Genomic DNA, 17869 nt, shown 5'->3' with positions numbered 1-17869 from the left:
GTCCAACTTTGACCGCTGTTTGTCTGCCTAACTTTCGGGTTCAAAGATACGGCTTTCTTTTGAAACTCGCAAATATCTGATAATAAATATTTTTGGGTTAGTGCAAGGTGCAAGCTATATATATAAATATATACTTGCACCTTGCACTAAAAAAAAGCACTGGGGTACAAATGCTTAAAACAAAATCCGTATCTTCGTAACCGATTAAAAACAAACGTGTATGATAATAACTAACCGTGAAGAAGTAATAGATAAAGCGTTCGGCGTATTTGTCAGGATGAACTACGAGAAAGCAAGCATCATCACGCTTGCCAAAGCCTGCGGGGTGACAAAAACGGGTATCGTTTATTATTTTCCGCACAAGCTGGATTTATTCATGGCTGTGGCGGACAAATACGTGTTGCAAATGCACGAACCGGAAAACAAGTTTGCCGCTCCTGCCGATACGTTGGCGGAGTTCATCGGGCAATACGTGGCGGGGGTAGCCGCTTCCATGAAAAGGATTGTTGAACTGATTGGTGATAATAGCAGCCCGCATGATTGTAGTCCTAACTTCTACTACTTTCACTTTCTGTCACAAGTGCGTATGTACTATCCGGGCATCAGGCAGAAAATTGAGAAAATCTACCGACAAGACTATGACCTATGGGAGAAAGTCATACAGAAGGCAAAAGAAAGCGGGGAAATCAGGAGCAACACGGACGTGAAGAAAACGGCTATCATGTTCCGGCAAATGTTTTTAGGACTGTCATACGAACAAGCATTTCTAAACGGTTTGAACGTGGACGAACTGGCAGAAAATTTTCGCCATATCTATTCGCTGCTTAAAGCCTGATACTCTTTTGTTTTTTTAACCTCGATTATTTTTGAACAGATGTTCAAATAATGGTATTTTTATCTTATCTTTGGAGCGAAGCAAAATTCAGCGACATGGATAAGGTTCAGAAACAAAGAGGAAGCATCGTGCTACACAAAGAAACAAGGGACGGTGCGGATTACATACGGATAGAATATGCGAACAGTCAGGCTGTCGCCCTGCTGCTCGCCCAAGACACGGGCATGGAAATGGCTGGTAACGGCTCTGCATACATAGCGTCAGCCGCTTTCAGCCTGCCGGATTTTTACGACCGCTATTCGCCCCACGCCTATATTGATTACAGCCGGGTTTACGTGCGGCATCCCAAGCCCAAAAGGGAATACACACTGCCGAAAGGCTATCTCGAACTGCTGGAACAAAAGCGTTACAGCCCCTCGACCGTCAAAACATACCGTGCTTATTTCAGCGATTTCATGGAATATCACAAGGGACGGAACATCGACCGCCTGAAAGTGCCGGACATCAACAAGTACATACTCTATCTTGTGAACGAGAAGAAGATTTCGGTGTCGCAACAGAATATGCGCATCAATGCTATCAAGTTCTATTACGAGCAGGTGAAAGGCGGCAAACGGCAATACTATGGCGGTATCACCCGTGCCAAAGAGTACAAGAGCCTGCCCGAAGTGTTGAGCAAGAATGAAATTAAGCGCATCCTTGCACAAATTTCCAACATCAAGCATCACTGCATGATTTCGTTGGTTTACTCTGCCGGACTTAGAAGAAGCGAATTGCTTAACCTGACCCCGCAGGACATCAACAGTGAAACAATGTCGGTTCGTATCATGGGCAAGGGGAAGAAATGCCGTTATTCGCTCCTTTCGCCCAAGTTGCTGGAAGAACTACGGCACTACTTTCGGGAATATCGTCCACAAAAATGGTTGTTTGAGGGCGAAACACCCGGAGAGCAATATTCGGCAAGTGCATTGGTGAAAGTGCTGAAAGAAGCCGCACATCGTGCAGGCATCAAACACCGTGTACACGTACACATGCTGCGCCACTCCTTTGCCACACACTTGCTGGAACAGGGAACAGACCTGCACACGATACAGGAATTGCTGGGACACAACGACATCAAGACCACAACCATTTATCTTCATGTGTCAAGTGCCCATAAAGCAAAAATCCCTAATCCTCTTGATACACTGGATAATTCGTGAGGTGCAGTTATTAGAGATTAGGAAACACACCTGCCGGGTGTCGGTTATCGAAATATCCTACACCTAAAGGTGCATTTATAAACAATTAACATCAAAACAGTGTACCATAATGGAAACAAGAGATAAACTTTTTACAGAAGAACAGTATTTAAAGCAACTGAAATTGTATAATGAAGAAATTCTTTATTATGAACAAAAGCATCTTTCAGGTAAACATATAGGTTACGATTCTTTGTTCAATTATAGGCTTCGTTCTTTATTGGTACAGTATTCTATGGGACAGGATATTGATAATCTGAAAAATAATTATGTGGAAACCCTCAAAACGATGCCGAGATTTTGGACGGATAACGGATTTTATATTGAAATGTTATGGCTTCTGTCAATAGGCATTATGTTGGATTACGAAGACAACCTTATACAAAGTTTGGTTCAACTGATAAAAGACAGGGAAGCAAAAGACTATATTTATGACACCTTGATTAGATACAGATTTCTTGATTGGGAAAGGACAACAAACAAAGTATTATATCCGTCACCCTATCAAGCAGCTATCACTGTTACAGAGTTGGCTGAACAAGACAAGGCAGAAGCGATGAAACGATTAGAAAAATACCTCAAAAAAGAATGGTATCGAGGACATTCTGATTTATCTTGGCATGACGACCATAAATATGGTATCAACCATGACGGTTATTGGTGTTTTGAAAGCGGTGCATTGGTCAAGGTCTTGGGGCTGAATGATAGCAGCCTGAAAGGGTTGCCCTACTATCCATACGACATGGTACATTGGAATGACAACATTAAATAAAGAAAAGGTATGAGTTACTCTGTTTGTGCATATTTGATAGAAGCCGATAAGGTAAGGTCTGTTTACGGGGCTTGTGATAATCAGCTTATAAACCAATTAAAGGTTGCGTTGAAGCAGGAACTTGACAGTTTGAACGATTCTTTCAGCAATAGCCTAAACACGGATAAAGATGCTTATGCGGTATTAGCAGACATTGTGAACGGAAAAATCCGTTATCCCGAAATTGCTTTCATGTACGGGTATGTATATGAAAAGATTTGCAACCATTATGGAACGCAAATCTACTGTGCGGAAAACCTTTGGCAACTGGATAGTCAAAGTACATTCATCCCTATTCCATTGAGCAGTGATTTTCCCTATATTATCAGCATACCCGTTTCTGAATTGGAGAGTAAGCGTACGGAATACACCTCGCTGAAAGAGGGTAACGGTATCGGAGATTATGACTATGAGCAGGAAATGGACGACCTGAATTTCATTTTCGATGAAGCCTTTGAAGCGCAAAAAGACCTCGTGATTATGGTTTATTGATATGGTACACTGGTGTGAGAATAAATATGATGTTAACGAAGCGTGATAACGCCTTACAGCGTTCCCCGCTGAACCATTAAAGGCATGAGGAAATTATTAGAGAAATATTACAACATCAATTATTACTGCACTTATAAGCTGCTGTTTTTCATTTTTTGGAGGATGCTAAACCCTTTGTATTGGCTAAGCCTCTTGAAATGGGACAACCGCTACATAAAATGGTTAGTTTCGACTGGTAAGAAAATAGAAGAAGGCGGAATGGATAAAGGCATCTATCTTCCTTACAGCACTATGGCACTTAGCACCCCATGTTTCATCAGCCTTTGGATATGTTGTCTTGTCTGCCTTGCTTACATCAAGATTTTCAGGATAAGCCTATTAAGCATTTTGGGAAACGGTGTCTTTATTTTGCTTTTGATACTCATCGGGATATGCGGATATTACGTCAATGAGATATTCTTATTAAAGGGGGACAAATACAAGAAGTATTTCGCCGAGTTTGACAAAAAGAAAAAGTATTTGCTCTATTACAGTATCTATGTCGTTTCTCTGATTATCCAGTTTGCAACCTTTTATTTGTTGTTTAGTAGTGTATGAGGAAATTCTAATTGAAAAGTAAAAATAATTATGAGCTATATTGAAGCAGAACGATTGGGAAGAGTTCTTATATGGGCATGGAACAAGTATGTGAAGAAAACTGCCATTCCTTACAAGGAGATTGATTTCCATTATTCGGATTGGGTCTTTCTCCTGACAGGGCTTGTCTTTTTGGGAATTGCGCTGGGTATTATCCTGCTTTATTTTGCTTTTATAAGATAATAAACCATTTACAATGAAAGTGAAGTTAAAATACCCGATATTCAGTTTTGCCCCCAAAGGCAACATGATATACGTGTTTCGCAAGGAAAAACTATACACAACGACCAATACCGAGTTGTTGAAGAAGCGGAAGAACTACATTGTTGTGGATGCAACCGGGACGAAATATGTTGAAAAGGGGGCGCACAAAGTGAAGTGGCAAGGGATATTCGGATATTGCATCAGGATGCAGGGACGTGTGATTTCCATTGAATACGAGTACGGGGACAACCCCGAACCGTTCCCACTACGAAAACTGCAAGAACTGGTAGCGGAACGATACCCCAAGACACGGTGGTTCAAGGAAGAATGCTGGAACAGCGCAGACGAGTTCCGGCAAGCGATTTTCGCCTGCAAGACCTTTGAGGAAGTGGCGGACATACTGATGCCCGAACAAAAAACGAGCGTTTGGCAGCGCATTGAAGAATATTTCCTGCGGGCAGGTTTTCTTATGCTTGCCGCCATGTTCCTTTATCACGTGGTTTGGCGGCTAATCCAAAAGTTTTGGCTATGGGCTACCGGGTAACGTACAGAAAACAAATCAATTTATTCAGATATGGAACAACGGATTACATCATTATTGCTGCCCGCTCCCGAAGCGGAACTGGAAGCGTCCTGCAAGGAACTGGACGAAAAGGTAACATGGCTGCTGCACAACAGCCGGAAAATGGACAACTACTTGGAACTTGAACCGTTCAGCAAGGACGGGCGGCTGTGCGCCCACGTGTGCGACACGCTCAAGAGCCTGCCGGAAACGCCGACACTGGCGGCATACAAGGACTACAAGGCAATCATTATCCTGCTGGGTATGTCCACCACCCATTACGCCATACTGGACGAACTGGCGGAACAGCACCGCAAGCGGGACGAGATACCCGAACTGACCGCCTACTGCGATGCGCTCCACTGGATGCGACCGGGACGGCAGTACCTCTGCAACGTGTACAACACGGTATGCCACGCTTTCCACCTGCTACGGAGAAACCCGGTAAGAGACAACCGCCTGCTGGTGACGGAAAAGGAACTGCGCCACGCCGAACGGATGCTGCCGGAGCTGGGCAGGCAGACATTCACCGAAATGGTGCGTCTGAAAGGCTACATGGTCTATGATGCCGAGCAACTGGCGGACAAATGCGGCATGGAATACGGCTCGTTCCGACGGAAGGTAAAGAAAATGACCGGGTACACGGCTAAGGAATGGGTGATAAAGGAGCGTGCAAAGGACGTGGAACACTACCTGAAGAACACCAACCTCACACTTACCGAAGTGGCGTTCACCACCGGGTTCGCATCGACATCGAACCTGAACGACTTCTGCAAGGCTTACTTGCTGGACACACCGGGCGAGATACGCAGAAAAGCGCAGGAAACAAGAAAATGCACAGTTACAAGAACGTAATGTGAAAAATCAAGAATAAAACAGATTTTTTATGCCCGTAACTTTGTGCTTCATAAAAGATAAGCACAAGGTTATGGAACATAAGATACCGTTGGAAACATACTTCGCCGGACTGCTTCAAAAAGTGGAATGGCAGATACAGGAATACGAGGACACCGCAGCGGACACGCTGACGCTCTGCCGCCTGTGCGTGGACTACCTGCAAGAGATACTGGGCGAACTCAAAAACTTTATAATCTCCTACCCGTTCGCCAGCACGGAAGAGGAAATACACTTCTTCAAGGAACTGAAACCGCTTTTAGCGAGCAAAATCATCTATTACAACACCGTTTACAAGATAGAGGTGCGCTTCCCCAGCGGCAGCGAGGAAGTGCAAAGGGACTACCTGCTGTCGGAAACCGACCGGATTTCAAAGTCGTTCCAGCGGAACTTGGCGTTCTACCAGTACCACCGAACGAAAGCCACCTACTTGGACAGGCAGTATTTCATGCGTGGGAAGCCTGACATACAAATCATCGTGGACAGTTTCTATTACGAAACAGACCCACAGTTCAGCACCAGTCACGATTTCAAGGTAGCCAAGATTTTAGCCAACGAACTGCTGGAAATATACCTCACCAACCGTCTGCACGAGCTGGAACGCCGGGAACAACGCAAGCGGGTGAAGAACGGCTTCATGGGAAAGGTGTTGCGCTGGACGGGGACGAAAAGGGCGTTGGTGGAACTTATCTACGCACTGGACGCCTGCGGCTGTCTGAACAAGGGAACGGTTGATATTAAGGAGATTGTAGCCTACTTTGAATACGTGTTCGACATCGACCTCGGCGACTTCTACCACACCTACATGGAACTAAAAGCCAAGACCAAAGACCGAACGGGCTTCCTCTCCACCCTGAAAGACAGGTTGCTGATGCGCATGAGGGAGCAGGATTAGGCAACCGTGCTTTAACAAAATTTATTTCGCCACAGGTGGGTACATCTGTGGCGTTTTATTTTTCAGGACACCCGAACTTTGCGGCAAATCAATCAGTTACCGTTATGGAAATAATAACATTCGAGTCCAAAGCCTACAAGGAACTGGACAACAAGATTACCGCCATTGCCGACTACATCTTCAACCACATGGAAACGGCAAGGCAAAGCGAGGAAGACATGTGGGTGGACAGCTACGAGGTCTGCACGTTCCTGAAAATAAGCGAAAAGACCCTGCAACGCCTGCGGGTGTCGGGGACTATCGCCTATTCCAACATCAGGGGACGCTACTTCTACAAGGTCAGCGAGATACGCCGGATGCTGGAAGAACGCCTGATAAGGAGCAACAAGGAGAACATCGACAACCTGATAACCAACCACCAGTTGTATGCTAAGGAAAGAGGAAATCTTAGAAAGAACAAGTAACGGGCTGGCGGTGTTCAAACACTACCTGCCCGGAAACTGGCGCATAGGTCGCAACTTCCTTAACCCGCTGTACGAGGACAGCAAGGCTTCCTGCAACATCTATTTCGACCGCCGGGGCGGTATCTACAAGATGAAGGACTTCGGCAACGACAGTTACAGCGGCGACTGTTTCTTCCTCGTGGGGCAGTTAAAGGGGCTGGACTGCAACCGGGCGGCTGACTTCGTGGAGATACTGGAAATCATCGACCGGGATTTGGGCTTGGGGCTGGCTTCCGGCATTCCGGTTTCCGTTCCCCCGGCAACCGTCCGCCGGGCAGTGCCGGACAAACCCGAAGAAACGCCCGAAAAGCCCGTCAAGCCCTACCAGTTCCGGGAACAGAAGTTCCCGCTTGCCGAACTGGTGTACTGGCAACAATACGGCATCACGCCCGAACTGCTGGAACGTTACAAGGTCTGCTCGCTCCGGGAATACAACAGCGAAACGGCAGAGGGCAAACCGTACACCTACACTTCATCGGTGGCAGAACCCATGTACGGCTACAAGGGCAAACAGCACATCAAGCTGTACCGCCCGTTCTCCACGCCCCGCTTCCTCTACGGCGGCAGCTTCGGTGAGAACTACTGTTTCGGGCTGGAACAACTGCCAGCCAAAGGCGACACGCTATTCATCACGGGCGGCGAGAAAGACGTGCTTTCGCTGGCGGCGCACGGTTTTCACGCTATCTGCTTCAACAGCGAAACGGTGACGATACCGCCCACGCTGGTTTATCGGCTGACGTTCCGCTTCAAACACATCGTCCTGCTCTTTGACATGGACAAGACGGGCAGGGAAAGTTCATGCAAGCAGGAAAAACTGTTGGAAGAATTTGGCGTGAAACGCCTGCTGCTCCCGCTTCCGGGAACGAAAGAGGAAAAGGACATATCCGACTACTTCAGAGCCGGGAACACCCGTGAAGATTTCCTGAAACTGTTTATCGAATTTTTAGACAACCTGTATAGCGACACATTGATTATGCTTAAATCGTGCGAGATAGATTTCAACAACCCGCCCGCCAAAGCGCAAGAGATTATTTCGGCGGGTGACGTTCCGCTGGGGACACAAGGCAACCTGTTCGGCATCACCGGGGGCGAGGGAACGGGAAAGAGCAATTATGTAGCCGCAATCGTGGCGGGCTGCATCTGTCCGGCTGGTGAGAACATAGATACGCTGGGCATACAGATAACCGCTAACGGCAAGCACAAGGCGGTATTGCTTTATGACACCGAACAGTCGGAAGTACAACTGTTCAAGAACGTAAGCAACCTGCTGGCACGTGCCAAACAGCCGGACAAACCCGATGAACTGAAAGCGTTTTGTCTTACCGGTATGTCACGCAAGGAACGCCTGAACGCCATTGTACAGAGCATGGACAAGTTCTACTACCAGTACGGCGGCATCCAGTTGGTCGTCATTGACGGCATCGCAGACCTTGTTAAGAGTGCCAACGATGAAGCGGAAAGCGTGGCGGTGATAGATGAACTTTATCGGCTGGCGGGTATCTACAACACGTGTATTCTGTGCGTGCTGCACTTCGTCCCCAACGGATTGAAACTGCGGGGACATTTGGGCAGCGAGTTGCAGCGCAAGGCGGCTACTATCCTGTCCATTGAGAAAGACGAAGAACCTACCCAGTCGGTGGTAAAAGCCCTGAAAGTAAGGGACGGAAGCCCGCTGGACGTGCCGCTGATGCTCTTTGCTTGGGACAAGGAAGCCGGGATGCACGTGTACAAGGGCGAGAAACCACGTGAGGAAAAGGAGAAGCGCAAGGAAAGGGAACTGGTGAATGTCGCACGTGACATCTTCGGGCGGCAGACACGCATCACCTACATAGACCTTTGCGAGCAGTTGCAGCAGGTATTGGACATCAAGGAGCGCACCGCAAAGAGCTATATCCGCTTCATGCGGGAAAGGGACATCATCACCAAAGACACGGCGAACCAAAGCTGTTTTGTCATCGGTTCATATCATCTTCAAAGGAACGCAAGCTGCCCGTAGGCGTATGGGCTGAACTTGTGTATTTTTAGGTGCTTGTGTCCTGCCCTGTTGTGATAACACGGCAGGATTTTTTCTGTTTGCACGTGATTTTTCAGGGTATTTGCTTAACTTTGCAGAAGTTACACGGAAAAGTAACGGCAGTTGGACGGCGGTTGCCGGAATATTGCCTTTATATATAACATATACGTTCGCCGAACGTCCCAAAGTAGAAAACTGGCACTTTTCAAAAAGAGGGGATATTCAGCGCAGGATATGCTATGCGTTTGTCATAGCGTGGCTGCACTGTTTCCTCTTTTGGGTATGCCAGTACCTCTACTTTGAAACAGCGTCATGCCACGCTTTCTTTTTTGGGGTGGCGGCTAACGTGCCAAGACAGTAGGGATTTATATCACTTTAATACCTGATAATATGGAACAAATCAAAGCGCACATCGCCGTATCGCTGGACGGGCATACCGCCACGCCGGACTATGAACTGGACTGGATGCCCCGTGAGATCAAGGAACTGGTGGCAAGGGAACACGCCGCCGCAAGCTGCCTGCTTATGGGGGCGAACACCTACAACTACATCTTTGAACACTGGGGCGGGTGGCCGCACAAAAGCAAACGGTCTTTTGTGGTGTCACACTACGACACCAACGTTACACCGGACTGCGGGGTGGAGTTCCTGACCGAAGAACCGCTGCAAAAGGTCTATGAACTGAAACAGGAAACCGACATGCTGGTGGTGGGTGGCGGCAAGCTGCTTACTTCATTGATTAAAGCCGGACTGCTGGACAGCCTGACAATCTACACCGTCCCGGTCATGGCGGGCAAAGGCATCGGTTTTGTCGGGGAAACATCCGGCTCGCTGTGGAAGCTCTCGGAAAGCAGGGTGCTGGATAACGGGGTGGTCTGTTCGACCTACCTGTTTGGCGGGAACATATAAAAAATGCGCCCGGTTTCCCTCCGGGCGCAACCACTAAAATTTCAATTATTATAAGCTGTAAAACCTATCACAATGAAATTTCAGCGGCAAAGATAGGCTATTTCTTCGGTTTCGCTTTCTTTTCGGGGAATGAAAAACCGACATTGAACTGCTCGTCCAGTACCAGCGAAGCATCGAAAGCCTTGCCGTTCTTGCCCTTGAAGCCCTTGATTAGCCCGGTCTTGCGTTTCGTCACCAGCTCGACAATCTGCTTGTCGGAAAGCTGCTTGTCGCACTTGTTGCGGAATATGGTAAGCGTGCAGTCCACGTTGGAACACTTCGCCACTTTCGGGTAGAACAGGATGCGCCCGCTGCCGCATTTCGGGCAGGGGCAGGTTTCACCAGTAGCGACAGATAGCTGCACCGATAGCAGTTCTGCGGTGATTTGCGTTGCGTACACCTCGATGCCCTTCCGGAACGTGTCGGCATCCATGCTGCCCGCTTCTATCTTGGCAAGGGCGGTTTCCCACATGCCCGTCATTTCGACATCGGCAATCTTCTTGTCCTTGACAATCCCATAAACGGCAAGCCCCTTGTCGGTGGGTACAAGGTTCTTCTTCTCACGCACGATGTACTGGCGGGCGAACAGCGTTTCGATAATCGCCGCACGGGTGGCGGGCGTGCCTATCCCGGCATCTTTCAGGCTGGCTTTCAGTTCGGCATCTTCCAGTTCCCTGCCTGCGTTCTCCATTGCCGACAACAGGCTGCTTTCCGTGTGCAGCGGTTTCGGCTTGGTCTGCTTTTCGAGCAGATCCACGCCGGAGAGTGGCAAACATTCTCCCTCTTGGAGTGGTGGCAGGCTGGCGGCTTCTTCATCCCCGCCCGTTTCCTGCTCGCCGAACACGGCACGCCACCCGGTTACTTTCATCACAGACCCTTTCACCGTGAAGTCGGTATCTCCCCCTGACAGCAAGGCGGTGGTAACGTCTTTCACGCACTTGCCCGAAAAGGCTTCCAGCATACGCCCGGCTACCAGCTCGTAAACCGCCCGCTCGTCTTTGGAAAGTTCGCCGGGCAGGTTCTCGGTAATGATTAAGGCGTGGTGGTCGGTCACTTTGCCGTCATTCACGCTGCGGCGGTTCAGGGGTGTGCCGTCCAGCCCGGCGGCATACCCGGCAAAGCGGGAGTATTGCCCCAGCAGGGCGACACGTTCCGGCATTTCATCGAAAACGTCCTCCGGGATATAGCGGCTTCCGGTTCGGGGATAGGACATCACTTTCTTTTCATACAGGCTTTGCGCTATGGAAAGCGTCTTGTCAGCCGAGAAGTTCAGCTTCGTGTTCGCTTCCTTTTGCAGCGTGGTAAGGTCGTACAAAAGCGGCGGTTCTTGGCAGGCTTCTTTCCTCTCAACGGATTTAACCACAAGTTGCCCGGCATCCTTTACCCGTTGCAGGGCGGCTATGGCTTCGGGCTGCTGTTCCCACTTGGCGGTCGATTGGGCGGTAAAATTTATTCCCCCGCTGGCGGTCGCCGCTTTGAGTTGCCAAAATTTGGCGGGTACGAAATTCTTGTTCTCCAAATAGCGGCTGCATATCATCACGAGCGTGGGTGTCTGTACCCTGCCCAGCGAGAACACCCCCTGCCCGGCGGCAACGCTCAACGCTTGGGTGGCGTTTATCCCTATCAGCCAGTCCGCTTCGCTGCGGGACTTGGCAGAGAAGTAGAGGTTATCGTAACGCTCTCCCGGCTGCAAGTTATCCAGCCCCTCACGGATTGCCTTGTCGGTAAGGCTGCTTATCCACAGGCGCACAAATGGTTTCCGGCAGTTCAGGTAATGGAAGATATAGCGGAAGATTAACTCACCCTCACGCCCGGCATCGGTGGCGACAATAATCCGGTCGCACTGGTCGAACACTTCCTTTATCACTTTCAACTGTTTCAGCACGCCGGGGTCTGCCTTGTAGCCTTTCTCCGCTTTTACCTGACGGGGGATTAGCTGGAAATCGGGCGGCAGTATGGGCAGGCTCTCCCTGCGGAAGTTCGCCACGCCGTAGGCTTCCGGCATGGCAAGCTGGATTAAGTGGCCGAACGCCCATGTCACCATATACCCGTTGCCGGAAAGATAACCGTCATTACGCCCGGTCGCACCGATGATGCGGGCGATGTCCTTTGCCACGCTGGGCTTCTCTGCTATCAATGCAATCATAATTCTTTACTTTTTAATGGTGGATATTACATTTTCATTCCTCTGGACTTCTTGGGCTTGTCAGCTTTCAGGCTCTTGTCCTGCGCTTTCTCCTGCTTCTCTTTCTGCTTGGCGGTGGGCTTGTCCTGACCCTGTTTCAACGGCTCTTTGCCCTGCTTGGTGGCTTCGTTGGTCTTGCCCCCCGAATTGACCGCTACCTGCGTCCGGCTCTCGGCGGCGGGGGTAACGTCTTTCGGCTGCACCTTGTCGGGGGATTTGCCCTGTGCGCCGGGCTGTACATGACCGTTGAACTCAACTCCCTTGCCGTCCTTTAGCCCGGCGACCTGCCGCTCTGCGGGCTGCTGCCCCTGCTGCAAGAACTGGACGGCGGCACGGGGCAGGAACTCCAAGCCACGCTCCACCGCACTGACCTGCAAATAGGCACTGCGCTTCGTGCCGTCCCTGAATTGCAGGTTTTCCATTTTCACCGCTTGCCCGGCTTCAAAGGCGGCTTTCTGTTCCGGGCTGACTTGCACGTTACAGATTGTATCGGGGCATTTCCACTTGTCAGCCCGCATATACTCCAGTTCGTGCGTGTACCTGTCCCGGCTGACGAACACGGGGATTTGCTCGCCGCTTTTCGGGTCTTTGATTTCAGCGATGCCGCCCAAATTGCCAGTGCCTTGCAAGTTGCCCTGTTCCTGCTTGGTGAACTCGTGTTCATGGAACGGGCGTTGCAACAGTTTTTCGTCCTGCTGCACGCCGTGCAGCTTGGGTACTACCGTGCCGTCCTTTGCCTGATAGAAAGAGAGCTTGACATCGGTAGGTTTGAGATAGAAGCCGCCCACCGTCCCCGAAACAGTGTAAGTGTTGCGGGACTTGTAGCCACGCATCACCCGGTCGAAGTCCCTCGTGTTTTTCAGGGTGTCGGCGGTGATGCCGACTTTTTTCAGGTTCTCCCAGTCGATTTTTGACGGGTCGAAGCGGTAGCCCTGCTTGAACTCGTGGAAGTCGGGCTTCGGAACTCGAAGCATTTCAGCCCGCTTGTCACCCTCCGGTGTAGGGTTGCGGTGGTTGTCCTCGATTGCCTTTGCGTCCCGCTCCGCTTCGGAAGCCTTGACGCTGAACAGTTCCAGCCCGGAAGTGTCCTGATACTTGCGGTAGAAGTTGGAAATGAAGTTGCTGAACACATCGCTGTTCTTGTCCACCTGCATGAACTCGCCGCCGTGTCCGGTAGTGGGTGGCACGGTCTGCAAATTGCCGTCCTTGTCGATACCCTTAACGGCACTCACCTTTCCCTGCTGTTTATCCAAGACCAGCAGCACGTCTTTTTCCTGCCCCTCTGCGGGCGGGGTCATTCTGTTTGCCATAAATAATTGGAATTTTAGTGGTTACGGGAATAGTCCCGCCCAAAGGTAGCGACTAAATATGCTATATTTGGACGGGCGGCAAGGACTGTCCGAATTTGTCCTGCGCTGTCTGAAATTGTCCGGGTGGGATGAAATTCCGCAACCATTGGTTGCAGAATTGGGAAAGGGCATAAAAAAAAGAGAGCGAAGTTAATCACTCTCTTTGGGTGAGCCATTTATGAGCCATTTAATTATAGACCTTATGCCTTATAATCAACGACTTATTAAAATTTGCATTATGCTTGCGAGCCATTTGTGAAGCGTTTATGAAACGTTTGCTATTTTATCAATAGGCTAATAATGAGCTACATATCAAAATTAATACTGAAATACAGCTTATTTTTGGAACGTTTGTGAAGCGTTTGGCAAGCCTTTGATTGAATTTCCGTTATTCTCCTATTATCAGGTGACACGACAAAAAGAAAACATCTTCGGCAAAATCTTTGTTATGTTTTTGCAGGTGATTACATAATATACTATCTTTGCATATAGAAACAAAGGACATAAATATGGCTTCATTCAGAAAAGAGATACTTGGGCAGATTGAACGGATAGATACCGGGCGTATATTCACGTTCCGGGATTTGTCGTTTGAAACGGAAAAGACCGCCAATGTTGCGGTGCTACTTTCCGAACAGAGCCGCAAAGGGGTACTGGTACGGGTTGAAAAGGGGGCGTACTACCGTCCCAAGAAATCAGTGCTGGGGCTGGGAAAGCTGCCTGTCTATCAGGATGAACAGTTCCGCTACCTGACTGAAAAACTGAACGGCTATATCACGGGGGCTTACATCTATAACAAAATGGGGCTGACCGAACAGGTTGCCACAACCATAACGATAGCCACTCCTAACCCGGTTCGCCGTTTCCGTTTCAAGAACTTGGATATAGAGTGCGTGAAAGCCTACTGCATGGACTACCCGGATGAAAGCCTTGTCCCGTACTTGCGGCTGCTCGATGCGATAAAGGACATGAAGCGCATACCCGGAACAACCGGGCAGGACATCTACAACCGGGTCAAGAGCCAATATTTCAACGGGTACAGCCTGCCGGAACTGGAAAAAATCGTATCTTTGGCGAAAAGTTACCCGCCACGTGTCAGAAAGGTGGTGGCGGACATACTGGGCGACATCAGACAAACCGTATTGCAAACAGAAATGGCAAAGACCATTCTTCCCACGACACGGTTCAACTTGGATTATAAAACGGCATAGGACAGAAATATGAATTTACATTCGGACAAGGAAGCGTTCAAGGAAATCATCGCACTGGCGGCTGAACATTTCGGCTACGAGCAGTCGCACGTGGAAAAGGATTACTGGGTATCGAAGATACTGCGGGATATTTCCATGTCCGAATATGCGGATAAGACCTACTTCAAAGGCGGGACTTCACTTTCCAAAGCCTACGGGCTGATAGAACGCTTCTCGGAAGATTTGGACTTGTTCGTGTTCACGGGTGACAAAGGTGCGTCCAAGCAGGCGGAAAAGACATTGAACAAGAAACTTTCCAAATACATAGCCGAACTCAACAGTGACATATACAAGGAAGATTTGTCGGAAACGGGCGGTAATTACCGCAAACTGTATTTCTCGTATGACAATGTATTTCAGGGTGTGGGACTAAAAGAGCATTTGGAAGTAGAGATAAAATCCTGTGACCTGCCGGACAAAAAACGGATGTTCTACCCGGCAGACAAGCAGGTTATCAAACCGATTGTGACCGCCTTTCTTGAAAGTATCGGGCAAGAGGAACTGATAAGCACCTACGGGCTGGGAAGTTTTGAAACGCAGTGCATCAATCCCCGAAAGACTATCTGCGACAAGGTTTCAAGGCTGGTAAAGCTGTCTTACAATGAGGATGCAGCCGCACTGTTGGCAAAGCATATCCGTGACGTTTACGACTTGTCGGCACTCTACCACAATCAGGAATATAACGATTACCTACATTCGGAAGATTTCTTGGATGCCATGTACCGGGTGACGATAGAGGACGGACTAAATAAAAACTCCCGTTCGCACTTGTCGCTGGCTGATGCACCGATATTCAAGGATGCCGAAGCGGTCATGGCGTTGCCCGAAGTGGCTACGGCATACACTACCGATTTGAAGAAACTAACTTTCGACAAAAGCAAGATGCCGCCGATAGGCAAGGCTGTGGAAGCATTGAAGAACCTGCACGAAATATTAGTGCGTTTTGAAGCCTACCGCACCAAAAAGCAAAATGAAGAACAACCGTAAAGCTACATCGGCTGTTCTTCACTCCATACATTATTATATACAGCTATTCTTCCTCCTTAATCAAGTGGCATAGCTCCGGGTCATTCTTAATCCGGGTTATCTCGTCCTCGACAATCTGTCGGACTTCCTGACGGATGCGGTCATAGTTGGCTTGTATCTCCTCCTGCATCCGGTCGTTGCCGTCCTTGTCGGTGAAGTCTATTATCTGCGGCAGCTTCACGTAACGGGCGGTTTCCCGCTTCACCTTTTCATTGTCCACCACGATTTCACAGTGGAAAATCTTCTGTTCTATCCGTTCATCGAAGTTGTCTGCCACAGCACCCACGAACATACCTTGCGTGAGGTTGGATATTTTGCTGGCGGGTATCAGGCTGTCCATTTGGGTGCTTATCGAGATGGATTTTTCCCGCTGGTTGATTGTCATGCTCTGCCGTTTCTGCAACACCTTTCCGAAACGCTCGGACAGGATTTTCGCCGTCTCACCGACCACTTGACCGCTGAACACGTTACCCACAGTATTTTGTATCACCCGGCTTTCCTTGTCCCCGTAATCACGGGTAAGCTGGCTGTAATCCTGAAAGCCCAGCAGAACCGCAACCTTGTTGCTTCGGGCGGTTGCAATAAGATTGTCAAGACCACGAAAATAAATCGTTGGCAACTCGTCTATTATCACCGAACTTTTAAGCTGACCTTTCTTGTTTATCAGCTTCACGATACGGGAATTATACAGTCCCAATGCCGCCGAATAGATATTCTGACGGTCAGGGTTATTGCCGACAACCAAGATTTTAGGCTCTTTCGGGTTGTTGATGTCGAGTGAAAAATCATCGCCCGTCATTACCCAGTAAAGGGCGGGTGAAATCATCCTTGAAAGCGGAATTTTCGCACTGGCAATCTGCCCCTGCAACTGCTCTTGGGCATCTGATTCCCAAGCATCTACGAACGGGGAAAGATAATTTTCCAGTTCGGGATAACTGCGCAAAATGGTGAACACATCGGCGTATTTCTTGTTCAACAGTTCAATGGCGTGCGGGAATGTGCAATATTTACCACCCTGATAGATACGGAGATACCAAATTATAGCTGCCAAAAGAATAATCGGGCTTTCCACGAAGAAGTCGCCCTGCTTGCTTATCCAGCTTCGATTGAGGTTAAGCATTATCGTGTAGCTGGCTTCGTAGGCATCCGCAATGTCCGACATGAAGCTGGCGTTTATCGGGTTGCATCGGTGGCTCTTGCGTGGGTCGTCAAAATTGATAATGTAGAATTTGGGCTTTACCTTATACCCGTCCAAGTGGTTAAGCAAATGATTATAAGCGATTTCCGACAAATCGGGAAACTTATAATCATAGCAGTAAAGCGCAAAACCTTTCTCGATTTGCTGTTTTATGTAACTGTTTACCACTGCATACGATTTGCCACTACCCGGCGTACCCAACACAAGGCTGGCACGGAACGGGTTCACGACATTTATCCAACCGTTATTCCATTTCTTCTTATAGTAGAACCGGGTAGGCAGATTTACCGAATACTCGTTCTCGATAAGCCTTGTTTCCTGCTGGAAACTTTCGTTCTCTGTATTAAAGACATCATCCATTAGGTTGTTCTTCAACAGCCGGGACATCCATGTACCCGCCATGAGCATACAGATATAGCCCGCCGACAGCGTGGCGATATAAAACACAGTGTCCGCCGTGTGTGGCAGCGGAAGTTCCAGCAGCCACCAGTTCAGAAAAAACAACACGACACCCGCCGCAAGGCTGCAATGTATCTTCGCCCACGTTATCTTTTCCTCTTTCACGCCCTTAGTGCCGATGCACGACAGGGCGAGGAACACCACCGAAAAAAGTTTTGTCCAAAGGACGGACGAGAACAGCCCGGTGGTGCGCTGGAAGTTCCACAGTATCTTGTCTATCACCTCAAACGTCACTCCCCATTCTTTCAGGGTGGAGTAACAGAACCAGTACACGTTTATTCCCACGAATAGAATACTGACAGCCCGCATAAAGTCCATGACCCTTGCAAGCCCTCTCAAATCATCTTCCTGTTGCATGATTGTAATG

Annotated in this window: 17 protein-coding genes; 14 read left to right on the top strand and 3 right to left on the bottom strand. The window is 48.9% G+C overall.

Annotation, left to right across the window (positions count from 1 at the left end):
* Positions 1 to 220 precede the first annotated feature (220 nt).
* From NBH07_RS00705 to NBH07_RS00650, 12 genes are all read left to right on the top strand, one after another.
* Positions 221 to 835: a TetR/AcrR family transcriptional regulator gene (locus NBH07_RS00705; RefSeq protein WP_005924132.1), complete on the top strand. Its 615-nt coding sequence runs from the start codon at positions 221 to 223 to the stop codon at positions 833 to 835.
* Between the two features lie 95 nt (positions 836 to 930).
* Positions 931 to 2037 (top strand): tyrosine-type recombinase/integrase, encoded by a 1107-nt coding sequence (locus NBH07_RS00700; RefSeq protein WP_055295521.1) that lies wholly within the window; start codon positions 931 to 933, stop codon positions 2035 to 2037.
* 109 nt (positions 2038 to 2146) lie between these two features.
* On the top strand, positions 2147 to 2848 hold the full coding sequence (locus tag NBH07_RS00695) for a PoNe immunity protein domain-containing protein (RefSeq protein WP_005643591.1): 702 nt from the start codon (positions 2147 to 2149) through the stop codon (positions 2846 to 2848).
* A gap of 9 nt (positions 2849 to 2857) precedes the next feature.
* Entirely contained in the window at positions 2858 to 3379 is a 522-nt protein-coding gene (locus tag NBH07_RS00690) for a DUF7691 family protein (RefSeq protein WP_250833450.1), read from the top strand.
* Positions 3380 to 3463: 84 nt separating this feature from the next.
* Positions 3464 to 3976 (top strand): hypothetical protein, encoded by a 513-nt coding sequence (locus tag NBH07_RS00685; RefSeq protein WP_029427654.1) that lies wholly within the window; start codon positions 3464 to 3466, stop codon positions 3974 to 3976.
* A gap of 30 nt (positions 3977 to 4006) precedes the next feature.
* Entirely contained in the window at positions 4007 to 4198 is a 192-nt protein-coding gene (locus NBH07_RS00680; RefSeq protein WP_250833449.1) for a hypothetical protein, read from the top strand.
* Positions 4199 to 4211: 13 nt separating this feature from the next.
* Positions 4212 to 4763 carry a hypothetical protein gene (locus NBH07_RS00675; protein ID WP_029427656.1) on the top strand — a complete coding sequence of 184 codons (552 nt, stop codon included), beginning with the start codon at positions 4212 to 4214 and terminating at the stop codon, positions 4761 to 4763.
* A 30-nt stretch (positions 4764 to 4793) separates the two neighbouring features.
* Entirely contained in the window at positions 4794 to 5636 is an 843-nt protein-coding gene (locus tag NBH07_RS00670) for a helix-turn-helix domain-containing protein (RefSeq protein WP_149965478.1), read from the top strand.
* Positions 5637 to 5667: 31 nt separating this feature from the next.
* Positions 5668 to 6570: an RteC domain-containing protein gene (locus tag NBH07_RS00665; RefSeq protein ID WP_004326095.1), complete on the top strand. Its 903-nt coding sequence runs from the start codon at positions 5668 to 5670 to the stop codon at positions 6568 to 6570.
* A gap of 35 nt (positions 6571 to 6605) precedes the next feature.
* Entirely contained in the window at positions 6606 to 7034 is a 429-nt protein-coding gene (locus tag NBH07_RS00660; protein ID WP_007845709.1) for a helix-turn-helix domain-containing protein, read from the top strand.
* Positions 6997 to 9069: a bifunctional DNA primase/helicase gene (locus NBH07_RS00655; protein ID WP_250833448.1), complete on the top strand. Its 2073-nt coding sequence runs from the start codon at positions 6997 to 6999 to the stop codon at positions 9067 to 9069. The genes NBH07_RS00660 and NBH07_RS00655 overlap by 38 nt, the downstream gene beginning before the upstream one ends.
* Before the next feature lie 408 nt (positions 9070 to 9477).
* Positions 9478 to 9996: a dihydrofolate reductase family protein gene (locus NBH07_RS00650; RefSeq protein ID WP_250833447.1), complete on the top strand. Its 519-nt coding sequence runs from the start codon at positions 9478 to 9480 to the stop codon at positions 9994 to 9996.
* A 97-nt stretch (positions 9997 to 10093) separates the two neighbouring features.
* On the opposite strand, the gene NBH07_RS00645 is transcribed toward NBH07_RS00650, so the two are convergent.
* Together NBH07_RS00645 and NBH07_RS00640 are read right to left on the bottom strand one after the other, a co-directional pair.
* On the bottom strand, positions 10094 to 12181 hold the full coding sequence (locus tag NBH07_RS00645; RefSeq protein ID WP_250833446.1) for a type IA DNA topoisomerase: 2088 nt from the start codon (positions 12179 to 12181) through the stop codon (positions 10094 to 10096).
* 26 nt (positions 12182 to 12207) lie between these two features.
* On the bottom strand, positions 12208 to 13530 hold the full coding sequence (locus NBH07_RS00640) for a DUF3945 domain-containing protein (protein ID WP_250833445.1): 1323 nt from the start codon (positions 13528 to 13530) through the stop codon (positions 12208 to 12210).
* A 548-nt stretch (positions 13531 to 14078) separates the two neighbouring features.
* Here NBH07_RS00640 and NBH07_RS00635 point away from each other — a divergent pair.
* Positions 14079 to 14780, top strand: coding sequence for a DUF6088 family protein (locus tag NBH07_RS00635; RefSeq protein WP_011202384.1), 702 nt, complete (start codon positions 14079 to 14081; stop codon positions 14778 to 14780).
* Positions 14781 to 14789: 9 nt separating this feature from the next.
* Complete coding sequence (locus NBH07_RS00630) at positions 14790 to 15806, top strand: nucleotidyl transferase AbiEii/AbiGii toxin family protein (protein WP_070753201.1); 1017 nt, start codon at positions 14790 to 14792, stop codon at positions 15804 to 15806.
* Positions 15807 to 15849: 43 nt separating this feature from the next.
* Here the strand turns inward: NBH07_RS00630 and mobC are convergent, their stop codons facing one another.
* Complete coding sequence (mobC, locus tag NBH07_RS00625; RefSeq protein ID WP_250833444.1) at positions 15850 to 17859, bottom strand: conjugal transfer protein MobC; 2010 nt, start codon at positions 17857 to 17859, stop codon at positions 15850 to 15852.
* Between the last annotated feature and the right edge of the window lie 10 nt (positions 17860 to 17869).

The organism is Parabacteroides sp. B2-S-102 (assembly GCF_023656665.1).
In the GTDB taxonomy this organism is placed as follows: domain Bacteria; phylum Bacteroidota; class Bacteroidia; order Bacteroidales; family Tannerellaceae; genus Parabacteroides; species Parabacteroides distasonis.
This window is presented reverse-complemented; position numbering and strand designations above follow the sequence as displayed.